This is a genomic window from Runella sp. MFBS21, assembly GCF_029433105.1.
Classification (GTDB): domain Bacteria; phylum Bacteroidota; class Bacteroidia; order Cytophagales; family Spirosomataceae; genus Runella.
The window spans coordinates 66,077-83,205 of record NZ_JARNTW010000027.1; the positions used below are offsets into that span (position 1 = coordinate 66,077).

Genomic DNA, 17,129 nt, shown 5'->3' on the forward strand with positions numbered 1-17,129 from the left:
CATTGTGATTAAATAAATCGTAATACATACATTTGTTTGTTTTGTTGTTTTTTGGAAGAAATGACAAAAACAGTTTACTGCCCTAAAGGCAAAATGTGTCATACTTACACATTTCAGAGTAGTACAAGCGATAGTGTTGGGAGCACTATCGCTTTTCTTTTAAAAAAAGGAAAGAGATAGATTTCAAGACATCATTATTATTAGCTTGGTTAAGGTTTGAACAAAAAATGGTTAATTACATCCTTTACTTTGGATGACAACTTTGTTATCGATTATTTGGTAAGTAGATTCAATGGTAAGACAGATTAATCGAATTTTTTCAAGAAATGGTAAGTCGTTTAATTGTCCTGTAAACGTGCAAGTAGAGAGTTTTTCTCGCTCATATTGAATAGGCATATTATAAGATTCTTGCAGCTGCTCTAAAATGTCAGATACATGGGCATATTCATACGTAAACTCTTGGTTGACAATGTCGGAAGGATTCTTGGGCGCTGCTCGTGATTCTTCTTGGATTATTTTGTTCGTTTTAATTTCAATACTTAATTGCTGATGTGGAGTAAGTAAAGTTGACTTATTGGGCGAAGCTACGGGCATCACTGCCACTCTCCCCGACTTTACTTTTACTAAAGCCACGGTCTCTCCTTCAAACGAACGAACTTGAAAACTTGTACCTAATACTTTGGTAGTGAGAGAATTGGTGTAAACAAAAAAAGGTTTTGTGGGATCTTTACTTACTTCAAAAAAGCCTTCTCCTTTCAAAAACACTTCCCGTTTAGCGGTATTTACAGCTGCCTGAAAACGTAAACTGCTTCCTTCTGACAATACCACCGAGGAATTGTCAGGAAGTAGAACTACCATAGGCTGTTGGGATGTATTACTTACCTGCCTCCACTGCTCTCTCTCCAGTCCTTTTTCTTCGCTACGAGTCGTCAAAGGGGCTGTTTGTGGAGTATCTAAGCCCCGAAAATAATACCAAGTGACTACACCCATGATGATAACAGCCGCCACTCCTCGCAACCAAGTCCAACTCAGAAGCGATTTTATGGAGGATGAAGATTCCTCAGAAATCAGTTCTAGTATTTGTTCTTTTTTTAGAGAAATATCTTGGTCAGAGAGAGTATCTTTTTTTCCTTCAATCACCAAAAACATGGCAACGGCTTGTTCGTATATTTCTCTTTTTTCGGGATAAACGTAGAGCCATTCCTCCCAAAATAGACGATCTTCTTGACTTCTTTCCTTCATCCATCGCTGGAAAGTTTCATCTTCAAGAAGTTCGGCAACAGAAAAAGGGTTGGGTGAAAGGCTCATTGGTACTTTTCTACTATTTTTATTGATAGTATGAAGATACGTAACCTAGATACCCTTGTGAAAGCTAATTTTTTTAAAAAAAAGTGCAAATTATCCAAAAAAGAGGTGCTACTAGCCAACGATCGCGCAACTTGCTAAGGGCTTTTTGTAAAAAATTAGAGACCGATTGGCGATTTACATTCATCATTTCGGCAATTTCACAAACTGATAGGTTTTCATAATACTTTAAATATAATGCTTCACGCTCACGTGTAGGAAGAGTATCAAGTTGTCTTTTTAGCTCATTTACTTGAAACAATGCCACTTCTTCCTGAATCAGTAGCGTTTCAGCATCTACTTCTTCGGGCAAGGCAGTGTCCCAATCCGTCTCTTGATGACTAAAGTGTTTTTCGGCGCGTAGATATTGAATGACATGGCTTCTCAAAGATTTTAATAAATAATGCTTTACAGAAAAAGTATCGTTGATTTGAAGACGATTTTGCCAAAGCTGCAAAAATAAATCTTGGATACAATCCTCCACCGTCGCTTCGTCAATCATAAATTTTAAACCATAGCGGCGTAGTGTACGATAATGCCGCTCAACAATCGTCCCAAGCGCTTGCTTATCGCCCTCTCGATATGATTTCCATAATACATGGTCTTGAACTGGAAAAGCCATAGTAAAACCGAGTAATATAATCAAACAAAGATTTTTTGTAAATAGTCTAACAAAAGTAATAAAGTTTCAATATCTTATGGTAATTTTTACAATAAGTTGAAATTTATTTTTTTATAATGACTCATTTTGAAAATAGATAGGAAATATCACTAGGAATTTCTAAAGCCCAACAGAATTTAACACCCTGAAAAACAAACACTTGACTCCTACAACAAAAAACATTCACAGATATTGTAAAAAATACCATTAGCATTATAGTAAACATTACCATAAGTTTGCTTTCCTATTCAAATCTACCTAATTGGGTGTACTTCGGGGTTAAAGGGGTTTAACCAGCGTTCAATTAGATAAAATTTGAAATTAACCTATGATAATTTTGTAGGGCTTCATAATGAAGCCCTACTATTTAATCCATATTAAATCAACAACTCCCATGAATTCCAGCAATCAGAAGCTTTCGGTCCTCGAAAAAATTGGGTATAGCTTAGGCGATTTGGCTGCCAACTTGATTTTTCAGACATTAATGACCTTTTTGGCGTATTTCTACACCGACGTTTACAAAATCCCTGCTGGTACGGCAAGTGTTATCATTTTTGTGGGAGGTTTGTTAGGCGCATTTTTCAATGTTTTGATGGGGCTCATCGCCGACCGAACCAATACACGCTGGGGAAAATTCCGTCCGTGGATTATCTGGACATCTGTCCCTTTTGGAGTGATTTCACTGTTGGCCTTTTCTACTCCAGATTTTGGTGAAACAGGCAAAGTTATCTATGCTCTCACGACCTATCTACTGCTCGTCATTGTGTATTCGGCCAACAACTTGCCCTATTCGGCATTGAGTGGGGTTATTACGGGCGATATGAAAGAACGAAATAGCCTTTCATCGTATCGTTTTGTGGCCGTAATGGTCGCCCAATTCATCATTCAATCATTGCTGTTGCCTCTAGCATTGTCGCTTGGTCATGGCAATAAGGCAGTTGGGTTTGAAAAAGTAATGCTCTTTTTTGCCATAGTAGGCGTGATTTGTTTTTGGATTACTTTTTTCACCACCAAAGAGCGTATAGTGCCACCCGTTGAAGAAAAAAACTCCATCAAACAAGATTTAACTGACCTTGCTAAAAACAAACCTTGGGTCATTATGTTGGTAGTAACTATCTTGGTGTTTGTTACCTTAGCACTCAAGGGAGGTATGTACATCTATTATTTCAAATACTACCTCGACCCTACAGCCCAAGCCGCTTATCTAGAATCTATTGGTTTCAATGATTTTATTGAGGGCTTAAACGCTACTATTACAGGCTTAGGATTAGGGAAATTTGAATGGCCAGAAGATGCACCTACCTCTGCCAACAGCGTTTTTAATGCGGGTGGGATTATCTTTATGATTGTGGGGATTATGTTTTCAAAACCCCTAGCCGACCGTTTTGGGAAGCGTAACATTTTCGGTATTTTCCTTGCTTTATCGGCGCTGTGCTTGTTGATGTTTAATTTTTATGCCAATACCAGCATTGGTCTGGTATTTTTTACCCAAATTCTCCACGGCTTTACTTATGGTGTAACGATTCCGTTGCTTTGGGCCATGATAGCCGACGTGGCCGATTATTCAGAATGGAAAAACAACCGTCGCGCTACGGCTATTATATTTTCAGCCATGATTTTTGGGTTAAAAGCAGGTCTAAGTATCGGCGGTGCTTTAGGTGCAGGTATATTGTCTAAATATGGGTATGTAGCTGAGCAAGCCCAACAAACCTTAGAGGCCGTCAATGGTATTAAAATGGCCGTGAGTATTTATCCGGGATTGATTTTCTTGGTCGGTACCGCTTTGTTGTTTTGGTATAAAATAAACAAAACAATGGAAGTACGTATTGAGGCCGATTTGAAAGAAAAACGTCAGCGGTAGGTGTAGGCTTCTCCTTCGTCGAAGTGACAAAAGTTTAAGTCGAAGTGACAAAAGTTTAAGTCGAAGTGACAAAAATTTCGTCGAAGTGGCAAAAATTTAAGTCGAAATGACAAAAATTTCGTCGAAGCGACAAAAGTTTCTCACATCCGACAAAAGTTTCTCACATCCGACAAAAATTGATTACAGCAATTAATAAAAAATAAAAAAATGCCAGAAGAAAGCACGTCACACATTGATTTTGAGGAGCTTAGCAAACGAGCTATTTCTCAACCATTGGTTAAGCATTTGTTTACAGCCGACCCCTCAGCGCATGTTTTTGACGGAAAAATTTACATTTATCCCTCTCACGACATTGATGCAGGAATTCCGTTTAATGATGACGGCGATCATTTTGGAATGGAAGACTACCATGTCTTTTCTATGGAATCACCTGACAGCGAAGCGGTTGACCACGGTGTAGCGCTTCACAAAAAAGATGTTCCTTGGGCAGAACGACAAATGTGGGCACCCGATGCCGCCCACAAAGAAGGCAAATACTATCTTTATTTTCCTGCCAAAAACCACGAAGGAATTTTTCAGATTGGCGTAGCAGTTTCAGACTCTCCCACCGGACCCTTTATAGCAGAAAAATCACCCATACAGGGTAGCTACAGCATCGATCCAGCGGTATTTGAAGACTCAGACGGAAGTTATTATTTATACTTTGGAGGCATTTGGGGTGGACAATTACAAAAATACCGCAACAACCTCTATCATGTTGATAATCAAGAGCCTCTTGCTCATCAAACCGCACTTTGCCCTAAAATAGCCAGGTTGACTGATGATATGCTCGAACTTGCCGAAAGTCCACGAGATGTACAGATTTTGGATGAAGAAGGAAATTTGTTGTTGGCAGGCGATAATGAGCGTCGTTTTTTTGAAGCTCCTTGGTTACATCGCTACAATGGCAAGTATTATTTTTCGTATTCGACAGGCGATACGCACTACATCTGCTATGCAACGGGCGATTCGCCTTATGGCCCTTTTACGTATCAAGGTCAAATTCTTCAACCTGTGATAGGCTGGACTACGCATCATTCGATTTGTGAAGTAGCTGGAAAATGGTATCTTTTTTACCACGATTCAAGTCTTTCGGAAGGAGTTACACATCTACGCAGCATCAAAATGACGGAGTTGGTATACGATGCTGATGGTAAAATCCAGACTATTGAACCTTACTTATAAGGGGATTTTTGGCGAAGGGGCTATACTATACCTCAAATGTAAACCCTTTCGCCAACAGTTTGTTGTAGACATTTTCATCGAATCTGTATAAAGTAGCCGCGCGGTGCGATACATCCTGTTGACGTTCGTGGGTGTCTACTAATAAGTTCATTTTCAAAAACTTCTTTCGAAAATTCGATTTATCAAGTTTTTGTCCCAAAATCGCTTCATAGAGTTCTAGCAATTGCAAAAGCGTAAATTTTGACGGAAGAAGATTAAATCCAATAGGTTCGTGTTGGATTTTGTGTTTTAGAAAATTGAGACAATCCTGAAAAATTTTGTTGTGATCAAAGGGCATATTAGGAACCTCCTGAATATTAAACCACGATACATCTGCTTCCGTGGGGCCAGGATGAAGCTCAAATTTTTCAATATTGACCAAAGCATAATAGGCAATCGTAATAACACGGCGAGGCGGAAATCTGCGAACTTCCCCGAAGGTTTTGAACTGCTCTAGATAAATATTCTCCACGGAAGTCTGCGACGACAAGATTCGCCCAGCGGCTTCGTCAATACTTTCATTGTATCTGATCCAACTTCCAGGCAAAGCCCATTGGCCTAGGGTAGGTCCAATCCCGTGTTTGACCAAAAGAATGGAAAGCTGGGCGTCTTTAAATCCGAAAATAAGGCAATCAATAGACAATGCGTCTATTATCTCGTCGGTGAAGTTCAAGAGAAATCGTTGTTAATTATGCTAGAAAATCGAAACAAAACTGCTCATTTTTTTTAATACTCCCTACAAAGCCCACACAAATCTCCTAAGATTTGGAAAGAATCTAAGCATCCAATAGAAAGTAAGGTAGAAATTTTCCGCGAGTCAACTTATGGCTGAGAATTTATTTTTTTAATTTTTAGAAAATATTTTCTAAATTTAATTTTCTTTCGAACAAACATACAAATGGTACATTTGTGCACAAATTTTGTTAGTTCTTTTATTCATTTACAAACACATGAAAAAATCTATTTCCACACTTCTTCTTTTCTATTTGAGTATCTATGCCGCTTTTGCCCACCTTGGCAGTGTGGTTGGGCGAATTGTTGATAAAACCACCAAACAGCCCATTGCAGGAGCGCACATCCTCATAGCCGACCACAACAAAGGTGCCGTCGCTGATGCTGCTGGTTACTTCAGTATTCAACATTTATTGCCCAATACCTACCGAGTTGAGGTATCTTTTGTGGGATACAAGGCACAAAGTCAACTCGTCGTTGTTACAGAAGACGAAACCATTAATGTTGATTTTGCCCTTGACCAAACTTCACTTCAACTCAGCGAGGTCAAAGTCTCTGCCGTAAATCCCCAACATCAACAAGTGATTTCGAGCCTTGACATCAAAACTCGCCCCATCAACAATTCTCAAGAAGTCTTACGAATCATACCGGGACTAGTGATAGGTCAACATGCAGGCGGCGGAAAGGCCGAACAAATATTTTTGCGGGGGTTTGATATTGACCACGGTACTGACATTCGTCTTACTGTCGATGGTGTGCCTATCAACATGGTTTCTCATGCCCACGGTCAGGGGTATGCCGATGCACATTTTATCATTCCGGAATTGATTGAAAAAGTAGATTTTAAAAAAGGACTTTACGATGCTGATAAAGGCAATTTTGCTACGGCAGGTTGGGCAGATTTTCGTACCAAAACGGTACTTGATCAAAACTTCGTCAAAGCAGAAGTGGGACAGTTTAATACTTATCGTTTAGTAGCAGGTGCCAATCTGCTCAAAACCACCACCGACAATGCTTACATAGCGGGCGAATACAGCTATTCTGATTCTTATTTTGAAGCCCCACAGCATTTTAATAGGGTCAACTTACTTGGCAAATACCACAGTCACCTTTCCAAAAACACCAACTTGACCCTAACGGCCTCTACCTTTTGGAGCCGCTGGGATGCTTCTGGACAAATCCCCGACCGTGCCGTGGCCGACGGTACTATCGGCTTTTTTGGCGCCATTGACCCCAACGAAGGAGGAGAAACTAGCCGCACTAATTTCAATGCAGAGCTTGTGACATTGACCAAGCGAAATCACGTATGGAAAAACCAACTTTTTTATTCTAACTATAATTTTGCCCTCTATTCCAACTTTACATTTTTTCTGGAAGACCCTATTAATGGCGACCAAATTCGGCAACGTGAAGCCCGAAATTTATGGGGTTATAATAGCAATTATTCCATTACGCATGGTTTAGGCACCAAGTCTGCCACTTTCAATGCTGGTATCAATTATCGCCACGACCTCACCTCTAATTCAGAACTATCGCACACCAAAGACCGCTCACTCTTACTCGAAGCCTTCAAACTTGGAGATGTAAATGAAGCAAATGTAGGTGTTTATGTAGACGAGACTCTCCAACTCAGTCCGCGCCTTTCGGCTACGGCGGGAGTACGTTTTGATTATTTTCGCAATCAATACACCGACAAATTACAGAACAACGTCGTTTCAAAAGCACAAGCATCTATCATATCACCGAAGTTGAGCTTGTACTATACTCACAATTCTTCCTCGCAATTTTACTTGAATGCAGGTAAGGGTTTTCACTCCAACGATACGCGCGCGGTGGTCGAACGTAGCGGTTTGGAAATTTTGCCAGCGGCCTATGGTATGGATGCAGGAACAGTGTGGAAACCAATTCCGCGTTTGCTTATCAATGCCGCCTATTGGTATCTGTGGCTAAATCAGGAGTTTGTGTACGTAGGCGATGCAGGAATAGTAGAGCCTTCGGGCAAGTCTGTACGCAAAGGAGTGGATGTTTCGCTACGTTATCAAGTGGGGAAACGACTTTTTGTGGATGTAGATGCTAACTGGGCCAAGCCTCGTGCCATAGGAGAAGCCGAAGGACAAAACTATCTCCCTCTGGCCGTTCATTTTACAAGTATTGGTGGGCTGACTTGGAAAAGTGAAACCGGTTTTAGCGGAAGTTTACGTTATCGCTATGTGGGTGATCGACCCGCCAATGAAGATTACAGCATTATAGCCAAAGGATACTTTGTATGTGATGGCTTGCTCAGTTATACTAAAAACCGTTTTATGGCTGGGCTTTCCATTCAAAACATTTTTAACACTCGTTGGAAAGAAACCCAATTTGCAACCGAAAGTCGCCTGCAAAACGAAACCTCTCCCGTGGAAGAAATCCACTTCACTCCGGGTACTCCTTTCAATTCCAAATTGAGTTTTACTTGGAGTTTTTAAGTGCTACTTTTCCCAATATTTCCTACAAGAAGCGCCAGAGATTAATCTATTTCTGGCGCTTCTTGTAGGAAATAGCCTCTTTATTGAAACACAAAAATTAGTAGCAGAAAAGCCCTCCTCTTTTTGCTATATCTTTGATTAAGTGTGGTAAGCATTTGGACGCTTAAGAAAACTTAATATTATCCTAAGCCGATTTTTATATATTCCTATTAGTTTGGCTCTGATAAAAACAGTAATTCTAACCAGTAGAAACAATACTAAACAAAACAATCTGCGAAGGTGATGGCTTTACGGTAGGAGACACTACTTAGCGGAGCAGTGGTTATTTGGTACGAAATATTACTCGCAATGCCCTTTGTGATAGTATTGTCCAACTGACTCTCGCTGTAAAACCAATAAGTCGATGCGTACAGCAAAAACCATATGCGAGTGTATCCTTACTTATTCTGTTTTACCATTCGTTTTAAAGTCCATTCATTATTCTTTTTAACAGCTAATCCTTCATATTTAATACTTCCTTCAAAACCATTTATTTTTAATACAAAAACTAAAGAGTCTTTTTGAGCATCCTTTCGAGAGTAAGCAAACTCATAACCCTCATAACTTCCAATTTCGTTATAAAGTTTACCATCAGAAGTCAAATCATTAACCAACTCATTGGCGAAATTGGGCTGACCATAATCTAAAAAAAACTTAACAATTCCGACTATTGCATAAAACACTACAATTCCTAAAAAAAACTTAACCAACAGCTTTCTTTTCATTTATGTTTATTTTTTAACCTTTTCTGATTCTAATTAAATTCCCACTCCTACACCCAGCAATAGTTTAATTCCAAATCATTATTTAAAATTAAAATCAATAAAGAACAAAATATAGGCTTTAGCTATAACAAATCCACAAACAATCATATTATCTAAAATCACAAACATTTTGTTTTTTTTATAAAAAACTCCTTTATAAAAATATATTTTTTTAATTATTTCATCTAAAAATTTACTTAAAAAATTCTATTTTCATTCAACTATTTACATACACAATTGTTGACAACAAAGTTTACATAAACATTTCTAGTTAATTTGTTTTATGATTTTAGATTGTCTAATGATTTTTTAAAAAACGCCAAAGAAAGGGTCAGGGCTAGGCAATGGGATTAGAGTATTAAGAGTTAAACCATTCTTCAAAATATGCTTTTTGCTTCTCAGGCGTAACTATTCTTTCCTCCGAACATTCTTGAAATATGTCTACCAAGTCTGATTGAGCAACGGCTTTTCCAAATGTAAGTTGATAAGCTAATAACCCTTTGTTCATTTGTCGCCTCATTCCAGAAGGGTATACGTCTTCTCGTGCACCATTACACAAAATCAACCAATTTAACTCTGAAAAAATAAATCTAATATCTATAAGACAATCAAATAAATCACTATGTTCTTTAGAGTAAAACTTTTCACCAAAAGTATTTACCCCAATCAGTGTTTTTCCATCAGAATAAATCCAAGCATTCAAATTACCTTTTTGATAGACACCAATATTATTTTTAATCTTAATATCTCGATTTAATTCTTTTACAATGTCTCGCATTAATTTTGAGATTTAAAGTTAATATTTCCGATAAAGATTCCGTCAAATTTACTCTTTGTCCCTACTTCGAGAACGCCCATAATATCTTCAGGAGAAATCATATGAGGAATTACTATCTCTTGTTCATTAGAAAATTTTCATTCTCCCATTTCTTGATTAGCATCTCTCCCATTTTTAGTTTTTTTATAGTATATACACAATCACCTGAGGCGACGACTTTAGAAGATTTAGTCGTGGAGATATAACCACTTTAGTCAGAACTATATTTAACACGTTGCTCTAAATTTAAATCTTTTCCTTTTTATTTAAAACATTCTTTAAAAACAATCCTTTCTCTTCTTTCATCGCCTCTAAAAATAAAATCGCCTTTTTTAGGAGAAGTTCTTTTTAGAATTCGACTTTTATTGCACCCCGGAACAGACCTTGCCATTCATTGCCATAGTCTATAATTGCTAATATCAACCCTCCTTGAGTAATGGGCGTGATATATCGGACAGTCATTGATTGCATATACGCCCTTTCTGTTCTAAAACAGAAAGAGATTTATTGAACCAGTTTTTTATTGCCTCCCAACATTTTACGCAATCTCCATTGGGGTCATTGCTAGACCATTTACTCTCATCAGATCTGGGATCCACACTATGATTTGAAACCTTCCCGACACCCTTTCATATCCACGCGCTTTGAGGTCATACCAATTAAGCCCTAAATCCGTAATCTTTTCACGGTTAAGGCATTACCAATTATGCTCAGCATCACCCTGCACCTCTATGACCACTAAATTCCAACTCCGAGGAGCGTTGGCAATTGATAAGTCATCAACAAGCAACGGTTTTAACTCTTAAAACACCAAGGCAATTTGGGAGTTAAACAAATTCTCCTGATAGTAATGAGCATAATAGATATCCTACCCAACTCACAGCTGACAATACCCCAACTATATTTATAATCTTTCTCTCAAAAGTTCTTTGGTTCATAGTTTGATTAAATATCACGAAAATTATTATTGTTGGAACAAATCCAAACAGCGAATAAAGAGCAATTATTTTCTACCATCGCGTGAATTCAAATTTGTAAAAAATATTAACTAAAAGAGGGGCTATAATTGCAATTAGACCAAAGACCCAATAACTAATTATTATTTTTTTCATTTTGATTAACAATTTTAAGAATTTTACGCACAGCATCATTTATAGTAGCGTCATCAATATTTGTGTGGTTAACCTTACTCCAATTATCTTTTTCGTCCCTAACTAAATTTACCCTAACATTTATATCAACTGTTTTAGGAGAGATTTTTTTAGTTTCATAACTTCTTGAAAAGACAGAAATGTTCGCTTGTTCTTGAGAATAAATTATAAAATCTTCTACATTTTTAAAAATAACTCAATCGACCAAATCAATATATAAACCATTACAACAATAATTATTAAATTTACGCCTATCCATCCTTTATTAAGCCTTCCAAATAGTTGTATTGAAAGAACACTTCCTCAGCTATATTCATAAATGATTGATTTTTTTCATTTTTTTCTAAATTATTTTGAATGTAATCATATGCCTCTTGAGTTATTTCGTCAATATCTTACTTAAAACAAGGAGTATTGTCGGGGTTTTGAAATCTTGTTAAAGTAGCATAATTAGAAATAATTTTTTCAACTTTGCCTCCATTTAAAGTACCAACAAGATTATTTTTAACCTGTGTCGTAATTCCATTACAGTATCATATATCCTAGCACCATAGTCTAATTGGCTTAACCCTAATTCATCTAATTTTTCTTATCCCTGAGACTACCACTTATGCTCCGGATCACCCTGTACCTCAATACCCGACAAATACCAAACCCAAGGGGCGTTGGCTATTGATAAGTTATCAAACCGAGCTGCCGACGCAGAACGCTGAGGTAGGCTCTGGGCTCACCTGCCGCATCGCGATTGGCACAGCTACAGGTTACTCTTCACTCCCATTTCAAAGAACATTTTTAGCTCAAAACCTACTGCCTGCTTCACGCTTTGATTCAGGTTATAGACACTCCCCATGTCACAAACACACTGTTTATTTTCAGTAAGAAGTCTTCCAAAAAAAGATAATAAACTAAATAGTTCTGATTATTTGTATGGCTTTAGATTGTCTAATAATTTTTTAGGTGGAACACCAAAGAAAGGATCAGGGTTAGGGAATGACACTGGGTTTTGCTTTCTATATTCTTTAAATTCTTCTGATGTAAATACTCTAACACCATTCTTAATCATATTTTCGATTACTTTTATACCCAATTCATTATCTTCTATAATTGTTAAGAAATAATCATTCAAATTAATGATTGTATATCTAGTATCTATTTGTACTAAGCAATACTCATCTTTTTTTGTTATCCACAAATATTCAAAATCGTTTATCATTTTATTTATTGATTTGGGGGTTTCGGTGTTAGGTATGGAGTCTCTAAATTAAATCTCACTGGAGAGCTTTTAACAGGTAAAATTATTGATGATTTTTGAGGTGATCCTGTATTAATAAAAGAGTTTAAAGCATCATGATCAAATACACTTGGCACTCTTATTCCAGCTGGATGAGTATGATTAATCTAAATAATATTATTTCCTACAGGTATTTCAGCATTATTTACGTTCCCTGATTATAAAAAATATTGACACCACCTCCATTTTTCCTTTTTCCAAGTTCGTAGATTTGAGCAAATTCTACATTACGCTGCTCAGTTAATTCTAGCATAGCTTCGTTTGATAATCACTTATTTCCTAAAGCGGCACCTCGTCTATTAGGTAAAACCCTTGTCTTAGACCATCCAAAACGCTATTACGATTATCCCATCCTTCTCCAATCTTTTGCCATTTATTGAATTGTGCTCCCGCACTAGACTTTGACACAAAACTTTCTTATCGGTATTCCAATTTTATAACTCCCGGATACAGACCCTGCAAATCACTGACTGCCTTATCCTATCGCCGCTAATATAAACAGTGGGCTTTATATCTCGACTGCATATAAGCCTTTCCTGTTTCTTGAGCCAACGGAGATATGGGAGCATTAAACCAGTTTTTTACAGATTCCCACCAACATTTAGGACAATCTCCATTGGGGTCACTTAATAGTATCGGATTATTTGCACTATATTGATATGTACTTAAACCTTCTTGGTCACCTTCATCCGGCAAAGGATCAACACTATGAAACCGCCCTAATACATTCTCATAACCACGAGCTTTCAGATCAAACCAGTTTAAATCTAATTCCTCCAGTTTCTCTCTATCTATAAACTGCCATTTATGCTCAGGATTTTCTTCCGTCTCAATACCCACCAAATTCCAAACCCAAGGGTCGTAGGTAATTGATAAGTTATTAAACCCGGCTGCCGATGCAAAACGCTGAGGTAGGCTCTGGGCTCACCTGCCACGTTGCGTTTTGCACAGCCACAGGCTACTCTTTTCTCACATTTCAAAGAACATTTTTAACTAAAAAACTACTGCCTATTTTAGGCTTTGAGGCAAATAAGCTCATATTTATTTTGAATTATTATAAGTTCATTAATAATTTTAATCTTTAAACCAGTCTGTTAGTTTTTCTAGCACATAAAATGTGCTCATTGTTAATTATGCTCATAATATTGATTTTGAATACTTTTTTAGGACCTTTAAATTGGATAGAAAATGTATTTAGGTCACTCCAGTATGCACTTTCTATTTCAAAATTTTTCTTTTGGTAGTTAAAAACAATCCTTTCACCAATAAGCTTCTTTTTAGAATCATACAACTCCAAGTATACTCTATAGTCATTTATGTCAAATTTGCTAATAAGTTTTAAGAAAAACTTGCTATCCTTACTTTTAAAGAATTTTCTCTTAAAAACAGTAACATTGTTAAAATTTTCTTTTTTCATTTCATTATACGTTTCAATTATTTTATTTGTATCCCATCCTTTTTTATTCGACAACTTGATTAAATTATCAACAATTGAATTTACCACAATAGTCTTTTTTAATAAATTATCCTTAGTTATATAAAAAAGATTAAAATTGAAAAATATACACAAATCAATGATATTGAAAACATTTTCCACTACTCTAAATTCATCAATTTCTGTAAAGAAAATATTTATTTTTACAACTTTTTCTGTTTCCAGTCCACCAAGTCTTTTGATGAAAAAATCTTCAATGCATCTTGCTGTTGCGCCAAGATCATTTAAGTTATTATTCTCAGGAATAATGTATATTTCAATATCTCTCAGTTTCATAATAGTTAAGGCCTGATTTGCCGTGGTGGTTTATTCGCAGATGGGTTAGAATTTTTATACGCTTCAACTTTACCTGTTTCCCAACCAAGTGCACGTTCACGAGCTGGTTGACCATTTGTTCTTGGCTTAAACATTTTTATAATTCTACCTACAATATCTTTATTACCCCCATACTTAGTGTTAATTTTTTAAGCAATTCTAGGTGACTTACCATTTTTATTTAAAGGCTGACCGCTTATACCATACTCTTGTAATTCTTTAGTTTTCTTATTGCGTATTTCATATCCATGGTGGATATTATTGCTAGTTTTACGATTACCATGAGAATATACCTTATCATTTTTTAAGTTTTCGAGGGCATTACTTCCTGTGTAAGCACCATGCGTAATTAATGACACTGATCCTGTAGCCGTTGCAGCTACTACAGGAGTTGCGGTTCCTAAACTCCCCACTTCACCAATAGCAGAGCCCGCTAATCCAATCACCCCCAAGCAGTTTCACCGACTCCTACCACTGCCGATAATATATGTCCAGTAGCTCTTCCGTTATTGTAAGCTGTTGGGCTTCCTGGATTTACATTAATAGGTGAACTGCCAGCTATATTTTCGGTAAAAGCTTGACCTACACCAGTCATAAAATCTACAACTCCTTCACAACAAGGATTTAATCCATCATAATCACTTCTTAAGATTGGATTATTCCAGCCATATTGGTAAGTTGAATAACTTTCCTAGTTGGTTAAATCAGAATCCAAACTATGAAACCTTCCCGACACACTTTCATAACCACGGGCTTTGAGGTCATACCAATTAAGCCCTAAATCCGTAATCTTTTCACGGTTAAGGCATTACCAATTATGCTCACCCTGCATCTCAATACCCACCAAATCCCAACCCCAAGGGGCTACAGGTTACTCTTCACTCCCATTTCAAATAACATTTTTAGCTCAAAACCTACGGCCTAGTTTAGGCTTTGATTCAGGTTTATGGGCTCTCACCAAGTCACTGGCACTCGGTTTATTTTTAGTACGTAGACTACGCACAACGTTTGTAAGTTATGAACTATAAGCATTCAGAATTAAAAAGTCATAAAAATCATTTTCTTTCGATTTTACAACACCTCCCCAAGAATCTATGTAATAGATTTCATCTATTACGATATTATTTTCAATTTTAAAGCAATATAACCCTCCCGCTTGATCATCAGAAAATGGCAAATAGTTTTTGGGTAAATAGTCATTAGATTCTTTTATTTTATCTAAAATAAACCATTCTCCCAACTTATCCATTGAGAATATAATAACGAAGCCAAAGTACCCGCCTCCATATACCATGCAAAAATCTTTGTAACTAATAGGTAACTTACAATTCATTTGTTTTTCTACTTCTTCTATTTCGTTACTGGTTACTGTTGAATCAGGAACAAGAACTTCAAATACACTCAACCCTTGTGAGCGCTCTCTGTGAAATTTCATAAATTCATTAATTGACATACCTATGTTCATTTTTTATTGTCATAAATGTAATTGGGGAATAAATTGTCGGCACCTTGTTCTCGTGCCCTATACCACCAATATAATTGTCTGTCTTCTTTTCTCATTTGTTGAGTGACATCTTATTTATTTTTGTTAGGATGTAATGCAGTGTTACCTCTATGTAGAGAGGGATCCACTTCGTGTATTGCTGATCCAGGCATATTCTGTGCATGGTGTAAGTCAGGTTTTCCAAGACTTTTAGGAGAAGCTCCAAATAGAGCATTTTTAATATCATCTTTTGTCCATGGGCCTTCACTTCTTACGGGAGTATCGTTCACCCCAAATCCTTCTCCAGTAGTTGTATTGGGGTTTGAATGCGTAATTTGTGTTGAATTATAACTGGCACTTGTATTGTCTGTATCAGTTGTTTTTGCAGTTACTGGAGTTAAATTCTTTCCTCTAGTATTATTATGTCCTTCCTGTGGAATTCGAATTTTATCGCTCCTCGGAACAGACTTTGCCATTCACTCACTGCCCCTATGGTTGCTAATATCAACCCTCCTTGAGTAGTGGGCGTGATATCTCGGCCAGTCATTGATTACCTATACGCCCTTCCTGTTCTAAAACAGAAAGAGATTTATTGAACCAGTTTTTTATTGCCTCCCAACATTTTACGCAATCTCCATTGGGGTCATTTCTGAGAATAGGGTTGTTGAGACCATATTGATAGGTACTTAGGCTTTCCTGATCACCCTCATCCGGTTTGGGATACACACTATAAAACCTTCCCAACACACTTTCATAGCCACAGGCCTTGAGGTCGTACCAATCAAGTCAAGTCCTAAATTCTCAATCCTTTCACGGTTAAGGATTTACCAATTATGCTCACCCTGCACCTCAATACTCACCAAATTCCAAACCCAAGGGGCTATAGGCTACTCTTTTCTCACATTTCAAAGAACATTGTTAACTCAAAACCCATTGATACAGGTTATAGGTACTCTCTATCTCTACTATTTATTTTTCGTACTCAGTCTTCCAAAGGAATACCACGTATAACAGTGTGAGTTTTCAAATTAAATCTAACGAGAATTTAACCATTACAAGGGTTCAAAATTTGATTATTTTAAAATTTACATCTTTTTCGTCTACAAAAATTTTTGTTAAAAATATTTCCAATTCTTTCCATTGTACATAGGTCAACAAAAATTCAATGTTAACTAAATCAATATAGAATTTATTTATGCCATTTTTGTTAAATTTTATAACCAAATTCTCTAAGGATAACTCAATCGTATCAATACAGCTATAACTCCCTCCAAATGAGTTTATTTCTAAATAATATTTAGACCAACTATTAACTAAGTCTTGGGTGCATTGCAAATTGTCGTTTAAGTTAGTAATTTACATTCTTTTAATTATGACACGAGAAGAGTTACATAAACTAATAGATTCCGAGTACGATAAACTTGAATCAATGCCCTTGGGCCACACAT

15 protein-coding genes are annotated in these 17,129 nt (G+C 36.8%); 3 read left to right on the forward strand and 12 right to left on the reverse strand.

The features are described 5' to 3' along the window. Window positions 1-231: 231 nt before the first annotated feature. On the reverse strand, window positions 232-1,308 hold the full coding sequence (locus P1X15_RS29480; protein WP_277341714.1) for a FecR family protein: 1,077 nt from the start codon (window positions 1,306-1,308) through the stop codon (window positions 232-234). Window positions 1,309-1,381: 73 nt separating this feature from the next. Further along, window positions 1,382-1,966, reverse strand: a complete 585-nt coding sequence (locus P1X15_RS29485) for an RNA polymerase sigma factor (RefSeq protein ID WP_277341715.1) — start codon at window positions 1,964-1,966, stop codon at window positions 1,382-1,384. 433 nt (window positions 1,967-2,399) lie between these two features. Here P1X15_RS29485 and P1X15_RS29490 point away from each other — a divergent pair, with 433 nt between their 5' ends. Then, the gene (locus tag P1X15_RS29490) at window positions 2,400-3,866 is read left to right on the forward strand and encodes an MFS transporter (RefSeq protein ID WP_277341716.1); all 1,467 of its coding nucleotides are present in this window, start codon (window positions 2,400-2,402) and stop codon (window positions 3,864-3,866) included. Between the two features lie 207 nt (window positions 3,867-4,073). After that, window positions 4,074-5,090: a glycoside hydrolase family 43 protein gene (locus P1X15_RS29495; protein ID WP_277341717.1), complete on the forward strand. Its 1,017-nt coding sequence runs from the start codon at window positions 4,074-4,076 to the stop codon at window positions 5,088-5,090. 25 nt (window positions 5,091-5,115) lie between these two features. On the opposite strand, the gene P1X15_RS29500 is transcribed toward P1X15_RS29495, so the two are convergent. Beyond that, on the reverse strand, window positions 5,116-5,802 hold the full coding sequence (locus P1X15_RS29500; RefSeq protein ID WP_277341718.1) for an NrtR DNA-binding winged helix domain-containing protein: 687 nt from the start codon (window positions 5,800-5,802) through the stop codon (window positions 5,116-5,118). Between the two features lie 277 nt (window positions 5,803-6,079). Between P1X15_RS29500 and P1X15_RS29505 the strand changes: the two genes are divergently transcribed. After that, window positions 6,080-8,326, forward strand: a complete 2,247-nt coding sequence (locus P1X15_RS29505; protein ID WP_277341719.1) for a TonB-dependent receptor — start codon at window positions 6,080-6,082, stop codon at window positions 8,324-8,326. Window positions 8,327-8,763: 437 nt separating this feature from the next. Here the strand turns inward: P1X15_RS29505 and P1X15_RS29510 are convergent, their stop codons facing one another. The 9 genes from P1X15_RS29510 to P1X15_RS29550 form a co-directional block, all read right to left on the reverse strand. Continuing rightward, the gene (locus tag P1X15_RS29510; protein WP_277341720.1) at window positions 8,764-9,090 is read right to left on the reverse strand and encodes a hypothetical protein; all 327 of its coding nucleotides are present in this window, start codon (window positions 9,088-9,090) and stop codon (window positions 8,764-8,766) included. A gap of 397 nt (window positions 9,091-9,487) precedes the next feature. Then, complete coding sequence (locus P1X15_RS29515) at window positions 9,488-9,907, reverse strand: hypothetical protein (RefSeq protein WP_277341721.1); 420 nt, start codon at window positions 9,905-9,907, stop codon at window positions 9,488-9,490. Between the two features lie 2,109 nt (window positions 9,908-12,016). Then, window positions 12,017-12,310 (reverse strand): hypothetical protein, encoded by a 294-nt coding sequence (locus P1X15_RS29520; RefSeq protein ID WP_277341722.1) that lies wholly within the window; start codon window positions 12,308-12,310, stop codon window positions 12,017-12,019. A gap of 567 nt (window positions 12,311-12,877) precedes the next feature. Next, on the reverse strand, window positions 12,878-13,228 hold the full coding sequence (locus tag P1X15_RS29525; RefSeq protein WP_277341723.1) for an RHS repeat domain-containing protein: 351 nt from the start codon (window positions 13,226-13,228) through the stop codon (window positions 12,878-12,880). 241 nt (window positions 13,229-13,469) lie between these two features. Further along, window positions 13,470-14,159: a hypothetical protein gene (locus P1X15_RS29530; RefSeq protein ID WP_277341724.1), complete on the reverse strand. Its 690-nt coding sequence runs from the start codon at window positions 14,157-14,159 to the stop codon at window positions 13,470-13,472. Between the two features lie 188 nt (window positions 14,160-14,347). Beyond that, window positions 14,348-14,644 carry a hypothetical protein gene (locus tag P1X15_RS29535; protein WP_277341725.1) on the reverse strand — a complete coding sequence of 99 codons (297 nt, stop codon included), beginning with the start codon at window positions 14,642-14,644 and terminating at the stop codon, window positions 14,348-14,350. Then, entirely contained in the window at window positions 14,641-14,793 is a 153-nt protein-coding gene (locus tag P1X15_RS29540) for a hypothetical protein (protein WP_277341726.1), read from the reverse strand. The genes P1X15_RS29535 and P1X15_RS29540 overlap by 4 nt, the downstream gene beginning before the upstream one ends. 420 nt (window positions 14,794-15,213) lie before the next feature. Next, the gene (locus P1X15_RS29545; RefSeq protein ID WP_277341727.1) at window positions 15,214-15,651 is read right to left on the reverse strand and encodes an SMI1/KNR4 family protein; all 438 of its coding nucleotides are present in this window, start codon (window positions 15,649-15,651) and stop codon (window positions 15,214-15,216) included. 122 nt (window positions 15,652-15,773) lie between these two features. Continuing rightward, the gene (locus P1X15_RS29550; RefSeq protein WP_277341728.1) at window positions 15,774-16,157 is read right to left on the reverse strand and encodes a hypothetical protein; all 384 of its coding nucleotides are present in this window, start codon (window positions 16,155-16,157) and stop codon (window positions 15,774-15,776) included. Window positions 16,158-17,129 lie beyond the last annotated feature (972 nt).

What these genes read in the sequence shown, in the direction of transcription:
- P1X15_RS29510 (WP_277341720.1), bottom strand. Translation starts at nt 9,090, where the DNA reads ATGAAAAGAAAGCTGTTGGTTAAGTTTTTTTTAGGAATTGTAGTGTTT.
- P1X15_RS29485 (WP_277341715.1), bottom strand. Translation starts at nt 1,966, where the DNA reads ATGGCTTTTCCAGTTCAAGACCATGTATTATGGAAATCATATCGAGAG.
- P1X15_RS29495 (WP_277341717.1), top strand. Translation starts at nt 4,074, where the DNA reads ATGCCAGAAGAAAGCACGTCACACATTGATTTTGAGGAGCTTAGCAAA.
- P1X15_RS29505 (WP_277341719.1), top strand. Translation starts at nt 6,080, where the DNA reads ATGAAAAAATCTATTTCCACACTTCTTCTTTTCTATTTGAGTATCTAT.
- P1X15_RS29520 (WP_277341722.1), bottom strand. Translation starts at nt 12,310, where the DNA reads ATGATAAACGATTTTGAATATTTGTGGATAACAAAAAAAGATGAGTAT.
- P1X15_RS29515 (WP_277341721.1), bottom strand. Translation starts at nt 9,907, where the DNA reads ATGCGAGACATTGTAAAAGAATTAAATCGAGATATTAAGATTAAAAAT.
- P1X15_RS29490 (WP_277341716.1), top strand. Translation starts at nt 2,400, where the DNA reads ATGAATTCCAGCAATCAGAAGCTTTCGGTCCTCGAAAAAATTGGGTAT.
- P1X15_RS29550 (WP_277341728.1), bottom strand. Translation starts at nt 16,157, where the DNA reads ATGGCAAAGTCTGTTCCGAGGAGCGATAAAATTCGAATTCCACAGGAA.
- P1X15_RS29480 (WP_277341714.1), bottom strand. Translation starts at nt 1,308, where the DNA reads ATGAGCCTTTCACCCAACCCTTTTTCTGTTGCCGAACTTCTTGAAGAT.
- P1X15_RS29530 (WP_277341724.1), bottom strand. Translation starts at nt 14,159, where the DNA reads ATGAAACTGAGAGATATTGAAATATACATTATTCCTGAGAATAATAAC.
- P1X15_RS29540 (WP_277341726.1), bottom strand. Translation starts at nt 14,793, where the DNA reads ATGACTGGTGTAGGTCAAGCTTTTACCGAAAATATAGCTGGCAGTTCA.
- P1X15_RS29545 (WP_277341727.1), bottom strand. Translation starts at nt 15,651, where the DNA reads ATGTCAATTAATGAATTTATGAAATTTCACAGAGAGCGCTCACAAGGG.